Origin of the sequence: [Borrelia] turdi (assembly GCF_030439285.2) — a bacterium.
GTDB classification, from domain to species: domain Bacteria; phylum Spirochaetota; class Spirochaetia; order Borreliales; family Borreliaceae; genus Borreliella; species Borreliella turdi.
The window spans coordinates 27159-42453 of the sequence record NZ_CP124017.1 but is presented as its reverse complement, the minus strand read 5'-3'; the positions used below and the strand labels follow the sequence as shown (position 1 = coordinate 42453).

The following is a 15295-nucleotide window of genomic DNA, read 5'->3' as shown; positions in this document are numbered from 1 at the left end:
CTATACACTTAGTACAAAGCAAATATTTTGCATCAATATAAAAAAAGAAGAATGGTACTGGAACTTTTATAAAAGTTACTTAAAACAGCCCTCTACTTCGATACCATATTATAAATAAACCAAAGGCAAAACACTAAAAGTATTAAATTGCTATTTCTGCAAGATAGTAAAAATAAGAAATTTAAAAACAATTAATGCAAAATTTATGATACCCCCTTAAATCCCCTATTAAGGGGATTTTTTAAATTTTAAAATTAAAATTTAAATCAAAATTGAGTAAAATGTAGTATAATGTTGGGATATTCTTGTTTTAAAAGGAGCTTAAAGCTTTGAAAGACAAGCTTAAAGAAGTTTTAAACAAATTTTCAATACCTGCATTGTTACTGATTATTAGCTGTAATGCTAATATGAATACTAATGAGAAAAACAAATCCTTAAACGAACAGAAATTACAAAATATTTCAGAAGTTATTAAAAATAGCTTACAAATTGAATCGGATTTTCAAAAAGAATTAGATTCAAACACAAATCAAAATACACCTCCTATTTTAGAAATTGAAAAAATTGAGCCTGAGAAACAAGAATCTTCTTTAAAATCTGAATCTGAAAGCTTAATACCATCAGAATTACTAAAGGAAGAAAATATAACCAAATCAGAAGAAGAAATTGCAAAAATACAAGAAAAATTATTATTAATTGGCGCTTCTTTAGATGAACCTGCAGAAGGAGAATTGGACTCAAATATGCAAAAATTTTTAAATCCAGCTACAATAGAATTCAAAATTTCAAGCACCTCCGATGAAAAAGCAACGCTCAATCCGATTGAAAAAGAGATTAATGCTAATTACAAAGAAGAAATTTTTGATCAAAAAGAAGAAAACAACACTTTAAAAGCAACTGAAAAAAACACCCCTCAAAATCAATTTCAAAATCAAAACACACATTTAGGTAAAGATGAAAACTTTATAACAAAAGAATACGCAGAAAAAGTTAGAAAATCTCTAGATGAAGCACTAAATGCAATAAAAAGTTTAGAAAAATCTCAAGATCTTTTGGATTTTGAAATTGAGATTGAGAATTTAGCAACAGCAAACAGCTCAATTGCTAATATCATTAATACTGAGAACATGGAAAAAATAAAAAACAGACTACTTAAAGAGCTGGAAAAAAGTGAGCTTATTTTTGAAGACACTAAAGACCCCTTAGGAACAAGTTCCATAAAGCAAATAATAGATACCGCTAATAAATGGCAAGAAAAAGAAAACTTAAGTCAAATAAACTGGGACTTAGGATCAAGGTTTCATCCAAATCTAAAGCTTTACAACGAATCAGTGGCTTGGGAATATAAAGTTTTAGCTGAAAAATTTACCAAAGTAAAAAATGAATACAAAAACACAAAAGAACAACTAGAACAACTAAAAATTCAATCCCAATTAACAACTAACAATATCAGTAAAATAATTGACGCAACAATAGAGTTTACAAATCAAGTAAGAAATTTAATCTTATTGGTAGAAAATAATCATTAGACCTGTTAACAAGCTTATGCTAAGCTACTAAAAAGTTGTGAATTGGTAATTTTGCATCTCCTCAAGCAAGAGGACCCGTTTTCCCAGTTGTAGTTGTTGGAACACCGCTACTATTAACATACATTATAGTGCCGGAACTGTGCATATGATTTTCGAATTTAGTTCCATTAATTTTTAAATTACCTTTAATTTCAATATTATCTACATTAATAATCAATTTTTTCCCTTTTAAGTTTATATTTTCACTTTGTGTGTTAAGCTCTTGTAAACTCATTTTAAACTCATTAAACTTAATACCAATTTTTTTAGGATTAAGAACACTTAAAATGTAATAATAATTTTTGTCAAAATGATTATTATCACTTTCTTGAAAAATATTAAAATTACTTTGAAGTAAAACTACTTCATCTTCTTCTTCTAAATCAAGATTAAAGTTAGATATATTCCTGGTACTAATCTTTAATCCTTTGTACTCTTTAATAGTAACAACCCCCGTTTGAGTTTCATAATCAAAACTTTCAATAACACCTATTCTGCAAATAAAAATATTCTCAAAAAAATACTGCTTAAAAGCACTAGCAGAAGAACTCTTTAAACTGCCTGATCCACAAAAATCATTATGATTCATAATACATTCCTTTTTTATCCTCAGAGTAAAGCTCAAGGTTCAAAACACACTCTCTAGTACTACTTAGTCTAGCACTAGTATTTTTAACCTTACAATAAATATTATTCCCATGCCTGTCTTTAAAACTCAGATTATCTCCAATCTTAATATTGTGAGTAAACATCACCTGAGCTTGATACAAGCTTAAACCAGCATTTTCAGCACCCAAGGCATCTTTTTGAGGTACAAACAAAAGTCCATAATCTTCAAGTCTTTTACACTCACCAGAAATAAATTGTCCAAAATTAGTAAAAATAAATTTAGAATCAACATCTTGCCCAAGATTTCCAATATCAACAACAACAAAATCAACGTATCCTTGTCGCCTTAAGTATTCTATTAATCCTTTTGGTGAGTTGCAAGCAAAGCTCTTGCTAATAACTCTTGTTTTTTCAAGTTCATTCATACAAAAGATTGCTTTGTCCTTAAACACATAATTTATTGCATCAGCAACAGTGCTTCCTTTGAAATTTTTATACTCAAACTTTCTATGTAAAAAGGTAGCCTTAGACAAAAGATAAAGTTCACACTCAAAACTAAAATTCTCAAAACTACCAATTTTTTCAACAGGCGCTCCCAAATATCCAGCCATAATAAATTGATAATCTTGTTGATTTGTAAACTTCTTATAATAAATTTTTACAATATCTGAAGTCTTAAAATAAGAAAAATTTAAAGGCACATTGAAAATTTGAAGTTTAGTTTTTTTCCCAATTATTAAATCATTCTCAGAATATGTATTTTGAATAAAAATATTTAAATCAGGAGCACCATTTTGAGTTACAATAACAACTCTAGGCTTCAAGCCCCCAAGTCTCCCGCCAATGCTGTTCTTAGAATCGACTGCATTGTAAAATTCAATCTTAAAATCGTATTGAAATATTAACATCCTTTTTAAATAAAACTCCTTTTTAAATTAACAAACTAATTAAAAATCAACATTATCAGTAAAATTTAATCTTTTAATCTTGATTTGATTTATAAATCACCATTACTACAACTTCTACCCCTGTGAATAAGATTTTATGATTAATGCCTAAAACATTTTCTGAGCCTATTTTTTGAATAAAAAGCCTTACATCTTTTTCTAATTCTTCAAAAGATCTCTGCTGATTAAGATTAAGATTAAAAATTTTAATCTTAACAATTTCATCATTCCCAACAGTATAGGAATGTAAATTAAAAGCTAAATAATAAAATAAAATAAAAATTAAAAAAACTTTTCTCACAAGTACTACCAAATTAACTTAAACTAAAAACCTTACTAACTTTAAGCTTTTTAGCTTTATAAATTACCATTACAGAAATACCATTAAAAGTTATATTATGCTCAATGCCTAAAATATTCTCAGACCCTATTTTATTAATTGCATTTTGTATTAAACTCTCAACAGACGAAACAGAATGATCTTTGGTTAAATCCCCAACAAACTTTACTTCTTCGTATAAAAACTTGACTGCAATCTCTTCATCATCTTGGAGATTGTAAGAATATAAATTAAAACTTAAAACAAAAAAAGAAATTAAAATTAATTGTCTCATAAATATTCTCCAAATAAAAATTATTTTATCTTTAAAAGCTTTATAAATCAAATAAAAATATTCTAATTAAAAATTAGCTAAAAGTATCTTCTTATAAATCAAAAAGCTCATCTTCGCCTTGAACCACCTCAGAATACCCATCATACTCACTCTCATAATCGTCTGCATACTCACTCTCATAATCATCTGCATACTCACTCTCATAATCATCTGAGTAATTGTCTTTATTATTTAGATCTTGATCTAGCTCATCTAAAGACTCACTATCTGCCCGGTTAAAATTATAGCTATTTAAGGCTCGTTTCTTACTGCATTCTTTTACACCATCTTTTAACCCATTTGATCTTTTTGAAGCTTTGGAGTTTGAAAACTTTGATCTAAGATTACTGTTAGTTCTACCCTTTGAAGGCTTTAAACTGCTTCGATTAGCATCTATTCTTTTTTCAACATCCTCACGGGATTTTAAATCCCTAAGTCTAGACTGAAAATAGTTTTCTAGAAAAAGAATTTTTTTAATATTTCTCTCTACAATAAGTTTTGTATATTCTGGATTTTCAATAAACCTTTTATTTTTATAATTTCTTGTTAAAGATTTATACTTTTTAAAGATCTTAAGTAACGGCAATTCCACCTCGTTTTGGAATTTACTCCTAGTAAGTCTTTTTTTTATTATTTTTTGCAAACTGTCAGAATAAACATTTAACTTGTTAAACTTAGAAAGTATTTCTTGACTTTTAATGCTACCAGCTTTATCTTGAGATTTGGTTAAAACTCCATTATCAATATCATGCATTAATACATAAGCTAAATCTATGTCTTTTTTAAAATTCCATTTTTTAAAATCAAATGGCCTTACAACACCTGCATATACTGTTGAAACAATAAATAAAAAAAATATCAAAATAAGCTTAAATTGTCTCATTAATATTCTCCCGATACTAAGTTGTGTTTATTTAATATTTTAACCTTTATAAGTTAAAATATTAAATGTTTTGCAAATTTTTACTTGCAAACTAACTTCCACCTCTTCTAAATAAACTGTGTCTTTAAGTTTCAATGAATTAATGCTTACCACCTCGTGAAATCCTACTGAAGGGCTATACATACTGTAATAAACCCCTAAGTTAAACCTCTGTCTAAATTGCATTTTTATAAAGTTGCTATTAAATTCTAAAGCACTATTCATAAAAGGGGTTTCTTTTAGCGCTCTTAATAAAGTTTTGTCATAAATAGATGACAAAATTCCTTTATTAATTGTTACAATTTCAGGCCTTGTTGTAATGTTAAAGTTAACATATTCACTTTTTGTATTTGTAAAATCAATTACTGCACGATCTGAGCTTATGCTTGAGAGATTTTCTTCTATTAGATCATGCTTTACAAAAATAAAAAATAGTTGAGGAATGTATCCGAGTCCTTTAAAATCAAGCCTTGGAAAAAGTAAAACAAAATTTGAACTGCTTGCTAAGCTTGAAATTTGATTTACAACATCTTCTATTAACTTAGTAGTTTGCTCTTTAATCACTTAAAACCTCTTTAAATTTGCTAAGGCATTCTAGAATCATCATCAATTCTTCTTGAATTAAATGCTCCGCCATCTCTAATTACATTTGTCATGTACTCAACCAAAGGCAAACTTTCAAATGCCTGTACTAAAAGATTACCAAAATTTGAAAAAGTATTTTTTAAAGGCTCCAATACACTGTTAGTAAAATCATAACCTTTAGCCCATTGCAAAAGTTCTAAAGTTTTTTCTAAGAGTGGATCTAATTTGGGCTCAAAAACACTATTTATTATTTTGTTGCTATTTAAAAACTCAGGCTCAGCTTTTAACTGATCATTTAAAGAACTTGTTGTTGGTCTTTTAAAACTTAAAAATTTTTCTAAATTATTCTCACTGCTTAAAAAATCGCTTATCAGACTAACAACTTTTGAATCATTTTTTGCGTAACCTTCATTTTTCAATTTCTGAGCAAGCTCAACCATAAAAGGAAAATCATTTAAATTTGAATTTTGCGAACTTTTAAGAACATAAAGTTTTTTTAAAAAATCATTTCTTTCAAACTCTGTTTCAAAAGATCTCTGCCTTTTGAGCATTTTATTTACACTTTCTATTTGATTATCTTTTAAAATAAAATTTTCAAGACTTAGCTGGGGAATCTTTTTGTCTTTTAAATTTTGAAATTCCTTTAAAAATAATTTAGAATCATCAAAACCATTATTTAAAAAATCAAACAAACTTGCATCTTTAAAAAGATTTCTAAAAGACACTAAATTTTCCAAAATAAACTGATTATTTTCTTTTTTAAAACCTAATAGTTCTTGAAAATTATCCTTGGCAAAATTGCGCTCAATCTTGTCAAAATTGGAATTTAATTTAAAATCTTTAAATGCTTTATTAGTCTGATCTTTACTAGAATTGCAAATAAAATTTTGTTTAAAAGTATTTTTAATATTTTCAGTTTTAAAATATGAATATTGCCTTTTAGGGTTTAAATCTAATTTATCTGTTTTTAGATTATCTATTTCTGGACTATCTGTTTTTAGATTAAAATAAGAGCCAATATTGTTCTTCAAATAAGGCAAATGCTTGAATGCTAAACTGTTTTTGTCTTTAAAAGAATCTAAATCTTTTAAAACACCTTCAAGACTATTTTTCTTAAAATCTAGATTAAAGCAATCCTTAAAAGGATTACTTTTAAAAACATTCGATTTAAAACTTCCTGATTTTTGAAGATTATCGTTTTTAAGCCTTTCAAGACTTTTTAGTCTTTCAACGCTTAAGGATAAAAAATCCTTACTGCTTTTTAAACTCAAGCCAGTCTGTTTAAAAAAATCTTCTTTTTTTAAACTTAAAAGCTCTTTTTTTAAATTACTCTTAGTGGCATTTCTGTCAAGCACGCCTTCTAATGTAATTGTAAATTTATCATCATTATTGTTTTCTTCGTACATAAAAACCTTTAACGCATACCACTAAAAGACAAAGCCCGTTCGTACATTTCCTTGTTAAGCTTTAAGTTAGCTGCTCGGTTAACTTCTAAAAGCTCTTTGTATCTCATTTTTTTAACATCTTTGTATGTGCATATGCCCATTACAATAGGAAAATAATATTTATTAACTTCTCTTGTCAAATAGTCTATGTATTTAAAATAATTTGTTGCAATCTCTGAATTATTCATTAAAACCTTCTTTTAAGAAAGACTCAAGATTATTTTCTAAAGAATCTTCTTGATCTAAGCCTAAAGGCTTGTTACTTGTAATAATAAAATCATAACTCCACCTTTGATCAATGTAGTCGTACTTAATATAATCGCCGTTTCTATCTTGAAAACTCTCAATGTAAACCAAACTGGGCTGTTTAAACCCTTCTATTGTCTGAAAAAGTGAATACTGAACTGAAAAAAGAATTGTGGGAAGAGCATACTTATAAAGCTCAGAATATCTTCTCTCTTTGTTTAGGATTTCATAAAATTCATCTAAAAACCCTCTTGAGATCATTAATTTGGTTATCTCTTTTAATATTTGCAGATTGTTAAGTTTGCTAATAAGTTCATCTCGCTCAACATCAAACCCTAAAACATTGTCCCACTCGTACATGGGAATATCTTTTAAAATGTATGTATGTGTTTTAACTTTAGTTAATATTTTTAACTTATATCTCATTTTAAATTCTTATCCTTTAATAAAACGTTTTTACTGTTAAATCAACTTGCCTTTTCAACATCACAATTTATTGCATGAATTGTGAACTTAACCGTATCATTATCAGATGAATACTTTCTAGTTGGAATTTCTGCAAAAAATGCACTATTTGAAATAATTTTCAAACCCATTTGATCGTTAAACACTAATCTTTTCAACTTTTTAGTTTTTGGGACATTCTCGTAAAATTGCTCATTGCTTAGCTTTGTTAAGAGCTTGTAATCAAAAGACCCTTTGCTTACTTCTAAATCAAAAATATGAACAACGGTTCTTGGATCTCTAAAGCTTGGAATTGGAAAATTTCTGTCTTCTGTGCTTGCCTTAGCCATTACATTGGGCTCTGTGCTGTACTCAACAGTACCTCTTTCTATTAAATTGTCATTAAAACTAAAAAATATTAAATCTAATGAATAATATTCTCTCATTATGATGCTCTCCTTAAATATTCATTTATCTCTTGTGCAGTGATTATTAAATTAACACTATTAAAGCTGTCATTATACTTAAGCGCAACTTCCAAGCTTAAGCTTAAACCTTGAGAAGAGTTAATTTTAAGTCTAATCTCTTTGTAAAAGACAATAAGACCTCTTTCTTTAAGTTCGTGGAAAAAACATTCAAGCCCTGCTGTATATTCGTTTGGCAAATTACCCTCCAAATTTAAAGCACTAAGTTTACTATTGGCTCTACTATTTTTATTCCAAATCCTAATAAGCTCTTTTATTGCTTCATTTTTAATATAATAAAGTGTAAAAGCCTCATCAATAGGATCGCCTGAGAGACTAACACCTTCTTTTAAAGCTAAAATGCCATCATTACCAGTTTCATTTAAAAGAGAATAAAAATTAATATTGGATTTTCTAAGAGAATCAATTAGAGAATCATCATAAATAGGAGTACAATTTAAAATCATCCCATAAGGATTAACAGCATGAAAAATGCTTGCTTGATGTAAATACATTGCTGCAAACTTAAGATGCAAATTTTCATTGCCGCTGTAGAAAGCAATAATGCTTTTAAACTCACTTTTGTCTTTACCTTTTAAAAAATTTGGCAAGTTATTCTCTTTAGTAGAAATTACAATGAAATTGCAAGTTTTTTTAATAGCTTCAAAATCACTACTAATATTTTCTCCCGCTTCATTTACAAAAACTATAAACGGATGTAAATTAGATTTTAAAAAGTCTTTAATCTCTTTAATCTGATTGTAAACATAAAAATCAACAGACTTAAGTCCGTCTTGGCCAAAAAAATCGCCCATTGATTTTTGTAAAGCGCTTAACTGGTCTTCTGCTATTTTCTTATTAGAAAAATCAGACTCCTTACCCTTTTGTATCCCAAGTTTTTTTAAAAGCTCTTCAAAATTTGTAACACTTAATGCTAAGTATTTACTTGCTAAAACACTGCTTTTGTAGATTAAAAGCGGATTGTAATAATTAATGTTATTGGCAACTAATCTGTTTTGTACCAAACTAACACTTATTGTATCTTTTGGCATTTATCCTCCTTTTTTAATTTCTTTTTTTAAATATTTACCCTTCTTGTTTTAAAGCTTGTATATTTGCAACAAAAATCTGATTAAAACTAAAACACATATTGCTTCTCATATTAGAAACACCAAGTAGCCCATCATTATTTAAATTACTAATAGAGCAAAGATAATAAGTTAAAAGCAAATAAGAACCATCATCAAGCTTTTTTGTAAACTTAAACCTAAATCTATTCTCATGTAAAAATTCCAAAAAATGCTCATACACTTTACAAATGTTCTCATAAGAATCCCTGTGGGCATTTAATAAAGTAAAACTTAAAAAGTAAAGCGAAAACCTTAATCTAAACTCATTAGATGTTTTACAAAAATTTCTACCCCTTAGATTTCTAGGAGTAAGCCCTTCAAAAGATTCGCTTTTTAATACAATTAAATTACTAGTATTTGTGGCAAACTTTTCCAAATAAGGGTGATTGTAGGTATTTAAAATTTCTAATTCTATTTCTTTAAACCTTAAATCATGTTTAAATTTTGTAAGTATTTTTATTAAAAACTGTACAGATTCGTTTAGCCCTACAATCATAATTGTCCTTTTAATTGTCCTTTTAATTGTCCTTTTAATTGTCCTTTTAATTGTCCTTTTAATTGTCCTTTTAATTGTCCTTTTAATTTTGCTTTTAATTTTGCTTTTAATTTTGCTTTTGCTTTTAAAAGATCGAGCTTTTCAATATTGTTACTTAAGCTTTTAAATTCTTTAGCCTTAAATTCTTTAGCCTTGAAAGCTCTTTTTGGATTAAGGTCTGCTTGCCTGCTAAGTAAATAATTTTTAGAAAATACTCTAAACTGCTCTTTTATTTCAACAAGCCCTTTTTTAATAGATTCCCTAAAAGCCATTTTTATTCCTTTGTTTGAAAAAATATTAGAATAAAACTCTTTGTAGGCAGCCTTTATTAGTCTTAAAGAGATTTCTTTATCAAACTCTTCTGATTTTATATTAATGCTATTTTTTTTATTCAAAAAATAAATATCTTTAAATCCAATTTTTAAACTCAACAATAACTCCTTAAAACTAACGTGATGTAATTTAGACCTTCTTTGTAGCTCTTTTTAATTCCTAAGATTAAATAAAAATCATCAAAGACCTTAACCAAATCTCCACATTCAAATTCCAAATTACAAAGAGTATATACCTTGGCATAACTGTTTTTATCAAAAATATTTACACCTTCAACCTCAACTACTTCTTCTGGACTTATTAATAAAAATATTCCTTTAAAAGCAACAGAATCAGAACTTTTAAATTTAGTTTCATAAGATGCATTAATTGGGTCTTTGATTGTTCTTAATTTACAGAAAAAAAGATCTTGCGAATATGTACTTATAATATCACTTAAACTTGTATTAATCATTTCCAAAGAATTCATTTAGCCACCCCTATTAAAGAGCCTTTTACTCTTAACTCTTCTATTAAGCTATCTAAATATTTACAAAAATCACCCCCACAACTGCTACTACCAAGAGCTGTGGGGAAATATTCTAATGATATCTCTTTGAATTTTTCAGACTTAATACAATTTAAATTAAAGCCTTTCAATCTGTTTCGTTTTTTTAACTCGCAACCAACAAAATAATAAATTAGAACAAACATTGTAGAATCATTTAAGCTTTTAATTCTTATTCTTTTAAAAATTAAAATGTTTTCAAGTAAATTTAAATATAAACAAAATTCTTTAATGCTGAGATCTTTAAAATCAAGCATTAAAAGTTCAAGTATTTGCTCATATACTGTTTTTAAAGACGGTTCTAGATTCTCACTGTCTTTTATTAAGCTCGTGCTCTTATTAGCATTTATTTTGCTGTCATTCATTTTTTAGCTCAATTTTATTCTAAGGATTGAATTTTTTGTTGCCAAAATTGTTCCAATAGAAAAATCAAGAAAACTTGTTCTAAAATTACTACTTGAAACTTCTGTGTATGAATTCAATATCGGCTGATGGCCATCTTTTAAAAGCAACAGTTTACTGCTTCTTGGATATATTAAAATTTCATTGTCTAATAAATTTGTAGTCTCAAGCTCAATATTTGCATCATTATTGATTGCGCTTATAAAATCAAAAAGCATGTCTTTGTATGAATAATTGTTGTTTGGAAGCCTCTCAAGTAAACGACCTTTGATTTTACTAGTTGTAAGTATTTTAAAAGGCACTCTTCTCTCATCTTCTAAATTAATCTTTACAAGATCATCATTTATTGATCTTATTTGATCTAATATGTTTGGCTGTTTAACTGTTTTGTCTATTTGGTTTGGAAGATTCAAAAGTCCATACATAGTTTCATTATTAAACTCATCAACAAGAAGAGTTCTTTTATCCCCTTTTGAGAGCGCAAGTCCGCCCTTTAAATAATGAGCACTCATTAACTTTTGTATCTCAATTATTGATCCTAAGAGTCCTTCTTTCATTGTAATATTTGTGTTTGCCTCTACACTAACTTTTCCATCTGGCGCATAGTACTTAAATGCATACTGAAAAGACAAATAATTAATTTTTACTATTTGTCTTTGAAACTTTATTGTTGAGACTGTGTTAAAATCATTAACCTTTAGCGTAGGAACGTCTGTTAAATTAGAATACCATTTTATAATCCTGTCGCTTCCAAGAGAAATATTACTACTTTGTATTTGCTGTGAATCTAAAAAATGATAATATTCAGGAATTGGGCACTCCCTTAGTAAAACATCCCTTACCGTGTTTAAATATTCATCGTTATTTAATATATTCTCATCCATTTTAAATACTCCTATTTTAAATTGCATCTTTTATTTGCTTGACCAAAAAAAGAACTCTAACCCCATAAATATCTCTTCTGTCTTTAAATTCCTTAGCAGATCCTAATGCTAAAGCATGAATAACTGATGTACTCTTACCAGCTTTTTCTAAAAACCCTTCGCTGTTTATTATTAATTTATCTTCTGCTTTAATCGTTTTGTCTTTAGCAATCAAAACACATTCAAAACTACAAGTCATTGGAACAACCGTACCAGTTCTTGAAAAATCATCAAAGTCAACACAAATCCCATAAAGATCGCTGCCGCCTCCTCTTGCTATTTGTAAATGTGAGCCATTGACAATAAGCTTAACTCCACATTTGTAGCAAAAATCTTGAGCTTGATAATTTTCAAACTTATCAACAGTGGAGCTTTTAAGTCCGCCTTTTTGAGCAAAATAAAATTCCTCATCTTGAAATTTACAATTGCTCTCAAACACAGGATAACTGGTGGTATTAATACTTTGTAATTTGTCTAAAACATTTTTTTGAGTTTGATTTTTTTTTAGACCTTCAAGCTGGCTCTCAAGTTCTGCTTTTGATGCTTTTAGTTTTTCTATCTCTTTTTGAAAATCAATTGAATCGCTCATTAATAAATATCTCCTTTTTTTAAATTAATTTTTTATTATTAGCTTAAATTACAAATTTTTAAGCTAATACTTTTTTATTACAATAAAATTCTTGCTTAATCTCTTCCCATTCACTAAGCATTGCTTTTCTTAAATCACTATATGTACCAAAGAAAGCGTTTTTGTTTCTTAAATTATTTTCTTGATTTGATTTTATTTTTTCAAAATTTATTATTTTGTATGAATTTTCTTCATTTTTATTCTGATCAATATTGGTCTTTGCGACTCTTATTAGTATTGCACGAGAAGATGAATCAATCTCATCAAGATTGTTAGTTCCAGCTATTGCCAAGATTTGAGTTGCTTTTACATATTTTCTAATAAGCTCTTCGGCTTGGCCTTTTACAACCTCTTTAAAAGAAAATCCTTTTGCTAAAAGATTCTCTGTATTATACTCAGAACTTAAATTATCATTTGCAAGTTTATTTATCTCAACAGATTCTCTTAGATCATTGTGAGAAAAATTGATTGAATTATTATTAGCACTTTTAAGATTTTTATATTCTAAAAACTCCTGAATAAAATCATTGCTCAAAGCTTCACTGTTTGTACTTGGCTTTTTTAAATCTTCTTGGCAGTTTTTAGTCTTGTAATCTACACTCAAATCCATTTTTTCCATAATTACTCCTTTTAAATAACCAAACTTAATTGTTCTTTTAAATTTTCTCTTGCCTTGTGACTTAGATTTTCATTTTTAATTAACTCTAAATACTTAGAATAAACATTAAGAAGCAAATTATCTCTCTCAAGTCTTTGCTCATAGCTTAAAACTTCAAGCTCATTAAACTTTAAATTTAATCTGTAATATTTGTTAAGCTTAAGATTACAAGCATTAGCAACAGATTCTTGTACGCCTTTTAAATAGTCATAATAATTACTTTTGTCTCCCTTGCCACTGCTACCAAGTCCTTTAACTTGTTCATTAAAACTTCTAGTAAGAGGTTCTTTAGTATCAGCACCAATTTTAGCCTTAACAAGTTCAAATGCATCCTTTAAAAACCCTAAGTCATATTTTATTACCTCAAGGCGTGCATTCTCCGATGCAGTATAAAAAATTCCATCATTGTTTAGAGTGCTTTTAATTTTGCTAAGCTCTCTGCTAAGCTTACTAGAAACACTACTTAATGCTGAGAAACTTTTGTTTGGCTCTTGACCTTTAAAAAAGGTAGAAAATATTTTGCCCTTATTGTTTGTTAAAACGCTAATTTCTTCTTTTGCAAGCTCTAAAGATTCAACAAGTCCTACTAAATGTTCATCTTTGTAAAACAAAAAATTATAATTTCTTATTCTTTTTTCTATCTCTAAATAAATTTGTTCTAAAAGACAAATATTAAGAAGTAAACTTTGCGTATAAGCGGGCTCGTGTGAGCCTAAAACATAATCATAATTTTCATAAACTATTACTCTGCTTTTATCTATTTTTAAAACCCTTGCTTTCTGGTTAACACCATTTAAGTCTTTTGAGCTTGAGAGATACTCTATGTAATCAGATTCTCTTTTGTTAATAATTTTTTGAAAATCTAAATATTTAAAGCCTGTGGGCAATTCGCTGTTAACCTTTTTGCTTAAATCTTCATTCTCGCCTTTGGGTTTTATTAAAATATACCCTGCTCCATTAAATCTATAGCTTATCATTGCTTCAAGAAGAGCCTCTTTTAATTCTACCTTTAAACTTAAAAGAAACTCTCTACCTTTTGTTAAACAAGAAGTTTCAAGTAAGTTTAAATTAATTCCATTTTTAAGTGCGTCTTCTGCTGTACTTTCTATGTAATTTCTAAAAAAAATTGAATACCGGTAAATATCAATAGGATTGATTTGGGATTTATTGTTTTTTATTTCCATTTTAAATTCATTAATCATTTTTTTAAATATCATTATACATTATTATATCAAAAACATTTTTTTATGCAAATCATTATTATTTAATAACAAATATTAAATAATAATGATTTATAAAATTTAAATACTAGAATTCATTTAAAATTTTATAAAAAATTAATACGTTTTAAAATATTTATGCTAATATTAACTTAAGAATATAAGTAAAATTTACAAAATTATTCATAATTACTGTTACACACATTGTTTAAAATAAACATTATAAAATAACATTAAAAAGAATATTAAATTAATACTTTATCCAATCCCAATAAATATTAAAAAAGGTAGAGATTCATTTCTCTGCCTTTTTAATATTCAACACTTAAAAATCAAATTAATACTAGAATTAAATCTAAATATAAAAAAATAAAATCTGTTTGCCTTCTATTCCCCGTTGGGCAATAAAAGATGTCGCTAAAAGAGATGCTCTGATTGCTTTCATTAAGGCCTTGTCTGCTTGAAATGTAAACTTAATAACTAAAAGTAGCTGGCAAAGAAATTCTTTTTCCTTGAAATTTTTAATGCTACTAATCTCTTCTTCTGCTGATCTTATTCCTTCTTCTCCTTTATATAAAAAATTAATCTCTTTAAGCCCTATTGATTCAATTTCATTTACTGTATGAGAATCAAAATTAACTATTGTCCAATAAAATAATTTTAAAATTTTATCAACAATGCTAAATGTTACGGGAATATCAAAATCAAAAGGAATTTTATCGCACTCTAAGAGTAAATGGTTGTTTAGTTTTTTAGCCAGATTAATAGTAGAAACAAGTTTTGATTTTGACTTTTGGGCCTTTAAATAAGCATCTTGTAAATTTTTTGTATTTAAAATTTTATTTAAATTAGCCTCTATTACTAAGGAAGACTCAATAACTTGGGTTGACAATTCTTGGGCAAATTCAATATTATTGCATTTAAAATTCTGAAAATTGATCTTCTCGTTACTATTATCACCCATAACCCAACAAAAAGATATACTATTTAATGGCCATTTAAAAGCCGTTGAAAAAACAATAAGGCAAGTTCTCAC

At 27.5% G+C, this 15295-nt stretch carries 21 protein-coding genes; 1 reads left to right on the top strand and 20 read right to left on the bottom strand.

Annotation, left to right across the window (positions count from 1 at the left end):
- Positions 1-329: 329 nt before the first annotated feature.
- Complete coding sequence (locus QIA31_RS00460; protein ID WP_301393626.1) at positions 330-1529, top strand: hypothetical protein; 1200 nt, start codon at positions 330-332, stop codon at positions 1527-1529.
- Positions 1530-1590: 61 nt separating this feature from the next.
- Here QIA31_RS00460 and QIA31_RS00455 read toward each other — a convergent pair whose 3' ends face one another.
- From QIA31_RS00455 to QIA31_RS00360, 20 genes are all read right to left on the bottom strand, one after another.
- Entirely contained in the window at positions 1591-2157 is a 567-nt protein-coding gene (locus QIA31_RS00455) for a DUF777 family protein (protein ID WP_301385270.1), read from the bottom strand.
- The gene (locus tag QIA31_RS00450; protein WP_301393623.1) at positions 2147-3085 is read right to left on the bottom strand and encodes a DUF693 family protein; all 939 of its coding nucleotides are present in this window, start codon (positions 3083-3085) and stop codon (positions 2147-2149) included. Before QIA31_RS00450 ends, QIA31_RS00455 begins: the two co-directional genes overlap by 11 nt.
- Positions 3086-3158: 73 nt before the next feature.
- Entirely contained in the window at positions 3159-3425 is a 267-nt protein-coding gene (locus QIA31_RS00445) for a hypothetical protein (protein ID WP_301385268.1), read from the bottom strand.
- Positions 3426-3438: 13 nt separating this feature from the next.
- Positions 3439-3738, bottom strand: a complete 300-nt coding sequence (locus QIA31_RS00440) for a hypothetical protein (protein WP_301385267.1) — start codon at positions 3736-3738, stop codon at positions 3439-3441.
- Between the two features lie 91 nt (positions 3739-3829).
- On the bottom strand, positions 3830-4660 hold the full coding sequence (locus tag QIA31_RS00435) for a hypothetical protein (RefSeq protein ID WP_301393621.1): 831 nt from the start codon (positions 4658-4660) through the stop codon (positions 3830-3832).
- 39 nt (positions 4661-4699) lie between these two features.
- Positions 4700-5263, bottom strand: a complete 564-nt coding sequence (locus QIA31_RS00430) for a DUF792 family protein (protein ID WP_301385265.1) — start codon at positions 5261-5263, stop codon at positions 4700-4702.
- A gap of 20 nt (positions 5264-5283) precedes the next feature.
- Entirely contained in the window at positions 5284-6690 is a 1407-nt protein-coding gene (locus QIA31_RS00425) for a hypothetical protein (protein ID WP_301385264.1), read from the bottom strand.
- Positions 6691-6698: 8 nt separating this feature from the next.
- Positions 6699-6917 carry a DUF1322 family protein gene (locus tag QIA31_RS00420; protein ID WP_301385263.1) on the bottom strand — a complete coding sequence of 73 codons (219 nt, stop codon included), beginning with the start codon at positions 6915-6917 and terminating at the stop codon, positions 6699-6701.
- The gene (locus QIA31_RS00415; RefSeq protein ID WP_301385262.1) at positions 6910-7401 is read right to left on the bottom strand and encodes a DUF1473 family protein; all 492 of its coding nucleotides are present in this window, start codon (positions 7399-7401) and stop codon (positions 6910-6912) included. Before QIA31_RS00415 ends, QIA31_RS00420 begins: the two co-directional genes overlap by 8 nt.
- 41 nt (positions 7402-7442) lie before the next feature.
- Entirely contained in the window at positions 7443-7865 is a 423-nt protein-coding gene (locus tag QIA31_RS00410) for a DUF1463 family protein (protein WP_151060723.1), read from the bottom strand.
- Positions 7865-8935, bottom strand: a complete 1071-nt coding sequence (locus QIA31_RS00405; RefSeq protein WP_301385261.1) for a DUF787 family protein — start codon at positions 8933-8935, stop codon at positions 7865-7867. Before QIA31_RS00405 ends, QIA31_RS00410 begins: the two co-directional genes overlap by 1 nt.
- A gap of 34 nt (positions 8936-8969) precedes the next feature.
- Positions 8970-9509 carry a DUF764 family protein gene (locus QIA31_RS00400; protein ID WP_151060725.1) on the bottom strand — a complete coding sequence of 180 codons (540 nt, stop codon included), beginning with the start codon at positions 9507-9509 and terminating at the stop codon, positions 8970-8972.
- A complete protein-coding gene (locus tag QIA31_RS00395) occupies positions 9506-9979 on the bottom strand; it encodes a hypothetical protein (protein ID WP_301393619.1) in 474 nt (157 codons plus the stop codon). The genes QIA31_RS00400 and QIA31_RS00395 overlap by 4 nt, the downstream gene beginning before the upstream one ends.
- Positions 9976-10350 (bottom strand): DUF1506 family protein, encoded by a 375-nt coding sequence (locus tag QIA31_RS00390; protein WP_301385259.1) that lies wholly within the window; start codon positions 10348-10350, stop codon positions 9976-9978. Before QIA31_RS00390 ends, QIA31_RS00395 begins: the two co-directional genes overlap by 4 nt.
- Positions 10347-10793 (bottom strand): DUF3890 domain-containing protein, encoded by a 447-nt coding sequence (locus QIA31_RS00385; RefSeq protein WP_301385258.1) that lies wholly within the window; start codon positions 10791-10793, stop codon positions 10347-10349. Before QIA31_RS00385 ends, QIA31_RS00390 begins: the two co-directional genes overlap by 4 nt.
- A 3-nt stretch (positions 10794-10796) precedes the next feature.
- Complete coding sequence (locus QIA31_RS00380) at positions 10797-11714, bottom strand: hypothetical protein (RefSeq protein ID WP_301385257.1); 918 nt, start codon at positions 11712-11714, stop codon at positions 10797-10799.
- 16 nt (positions 11715-11730) lie between these two features.
- On the bottom strand, positions 11731-12342 hold the full coding sequence (locus QIA31_RS00375; RefSeq protein ID WP_301385256.1) for a DUF228 domain-containing protein: 612 nt from the start codon (positions 12340-12342) through the stop codon (positions 11731-11733).
- Positions 12343-12400: 58 nt separating this feature from the next.
- On the bottom strand, positions 12401-13000 hold the full coding sequence (locus QIA31_RS00370) for a DUF1357 family protein (RefSeq protein ID WP_301385255.1): 600 nt from the start codon (positions 12998-13000) through the stop codon (positions 12401-12403).
- Positions 13001-13011: 11 nt separating this feature from the next.
- The gene (locus QIA31_RS00365) at positions 13012-14256 is read right to left on the bottom strand and encodes an anti-CBASS protein Acb1 family protein (protein ID WP_301385254.1); all 1245 of its coding nucleotides are present in this window, start codon (positions 14254-14256) and stop codon (positions 13012-13014) included.
- 358 nt (positions 14257-14614) lie between these two features.
- Positions 14615-15223, bottom strand: a complete 609-nt coding sequence (locus QIA31_RS00360) for a hypothetical protein (RefSeq protein WP_301385253.1) — start codon at positions 15221-15223, stop codon at positions 14615-14617.
- Between the last annotated feature and the right edge of the window lie 72 nt (positions 15224-15295).

Bases quoted from the DNA above. Each gene is read 5' to 3' on its own strand.
- QIA31_RS00455 (WP_301385270.1), bottom strand. From the start codon at position 2,157: ATGAATCATAATGATTTTTGTGGATCAGGCAGTTTAAAGAGTTCTTCT.
- QIA31_RS00450 (WP_301393623.1), bottom strand. From the start codon at position 3,085: ATGTTAATATTTCAATACGATTTTAAGATTGAATTTTACAATGCAGTC.
- QIA31_RS00440 (WP_301385267.1), bottom strand. From the start codon at position 3,738: ATGAGACAATTAATTTTAATTTCTTTTTTTGTTTTAAGTTTTAATTTA.
- QIA31_RS00435 (WP_301393621.1), bottom strand. From the start codon at position 4,660: ATGAGACAATTTAAGCTTATTTTGATATTTTTTTTATTTATTGTTTCA.
- QIA31_RS00425 (WP_301385264.1), bottom strand. From the start codon at position 6,690: ATGTACGAAGAAAACAATAATGATGATAAATTTACAATTACATTAGAA.
- QIA31_RS00420 (WP_301385263.1), bottom strand. From the start codon at position 6,917: ATGAATAATTCAGAGATTGCAACAAATTATTTTAAATACATAGACTAT.
- QIA31_RS00415 (WP_301385262.1), bottom strand. From the start codon at position 7,401: ATGAGATATAAGTTAAAAATATTAACTAAAGTTAAAACACATACATAC.
- QIA31_RS00410 (WP_151060723.1), bottom strand. From the start codon at position 7,865: ATGAGAGAATATTATTCATTAGATTTAATATTTTTTAGTTTTAATGAC.
- QIA31_RS00405 (WP_301385261.1), bottom strand. From the start codon at position 8,935: ATGCCAAAAGATACAATAAGTGTTAGTTTGGTACAAAACAGATTAGTT.
- QIA31_RS00400 (WP_151060725.1), bottom strand. From the start codon at position 9,509: ATGATTGTAGGGCTAAACGAATCTGTACAGTTTTTAATAAAAATACTT.
- QIA31_RS00390 (WP_301385259.1), bottom strand. From the start codon at position 10,350: ATGAATTCTTTGGAAATGATTAATACAAGTTTAAGTGATATTATAAGT.
- QIA31_RS00385 (WP_301385258.1), bottom strand. From the start codon at position 10,793: ATGAATGACAGCAAAATAAATGCTAATAAGAGCACGAGCTTAATAAAA.
- QIA31_RS00380 (WP_301385257.1), bottom strand. From the start codon at position 11,714: ATGGATGAGAATATATTAAATAACGATGAATATTTAAACACGGTAAGG.
- QIA31_RS00375 (WP_301385256.1), bottom strand. From the start codon at position 12,342: ATGAGCGATTCAATTGATTTTCAAAAAGAGATAGAAAAACTAAAAGCA.
- QIA31_RS00370 (WP_301385255.1), bottom strand. From the start codon at position 13,000: ATGGAAAAAATGGATTTGAGTGTAGATTACAAGACTAAAAACTGCCAA.
- QIA31_RS00365 (WP_301385254.1), bottom strand. From the start codon at position 14,256: ATGATATTTAAAAAAATGATTAATGAATTTAAAATGGAAATAAAAAAC.
- QIA31_RS00360 (WP_301385253.1), bottom strand. From the start codon at position 15,223: ATGGGTGATAATAGTAACGAGAAGATCAATTTTCAGAATTTTAAATGC.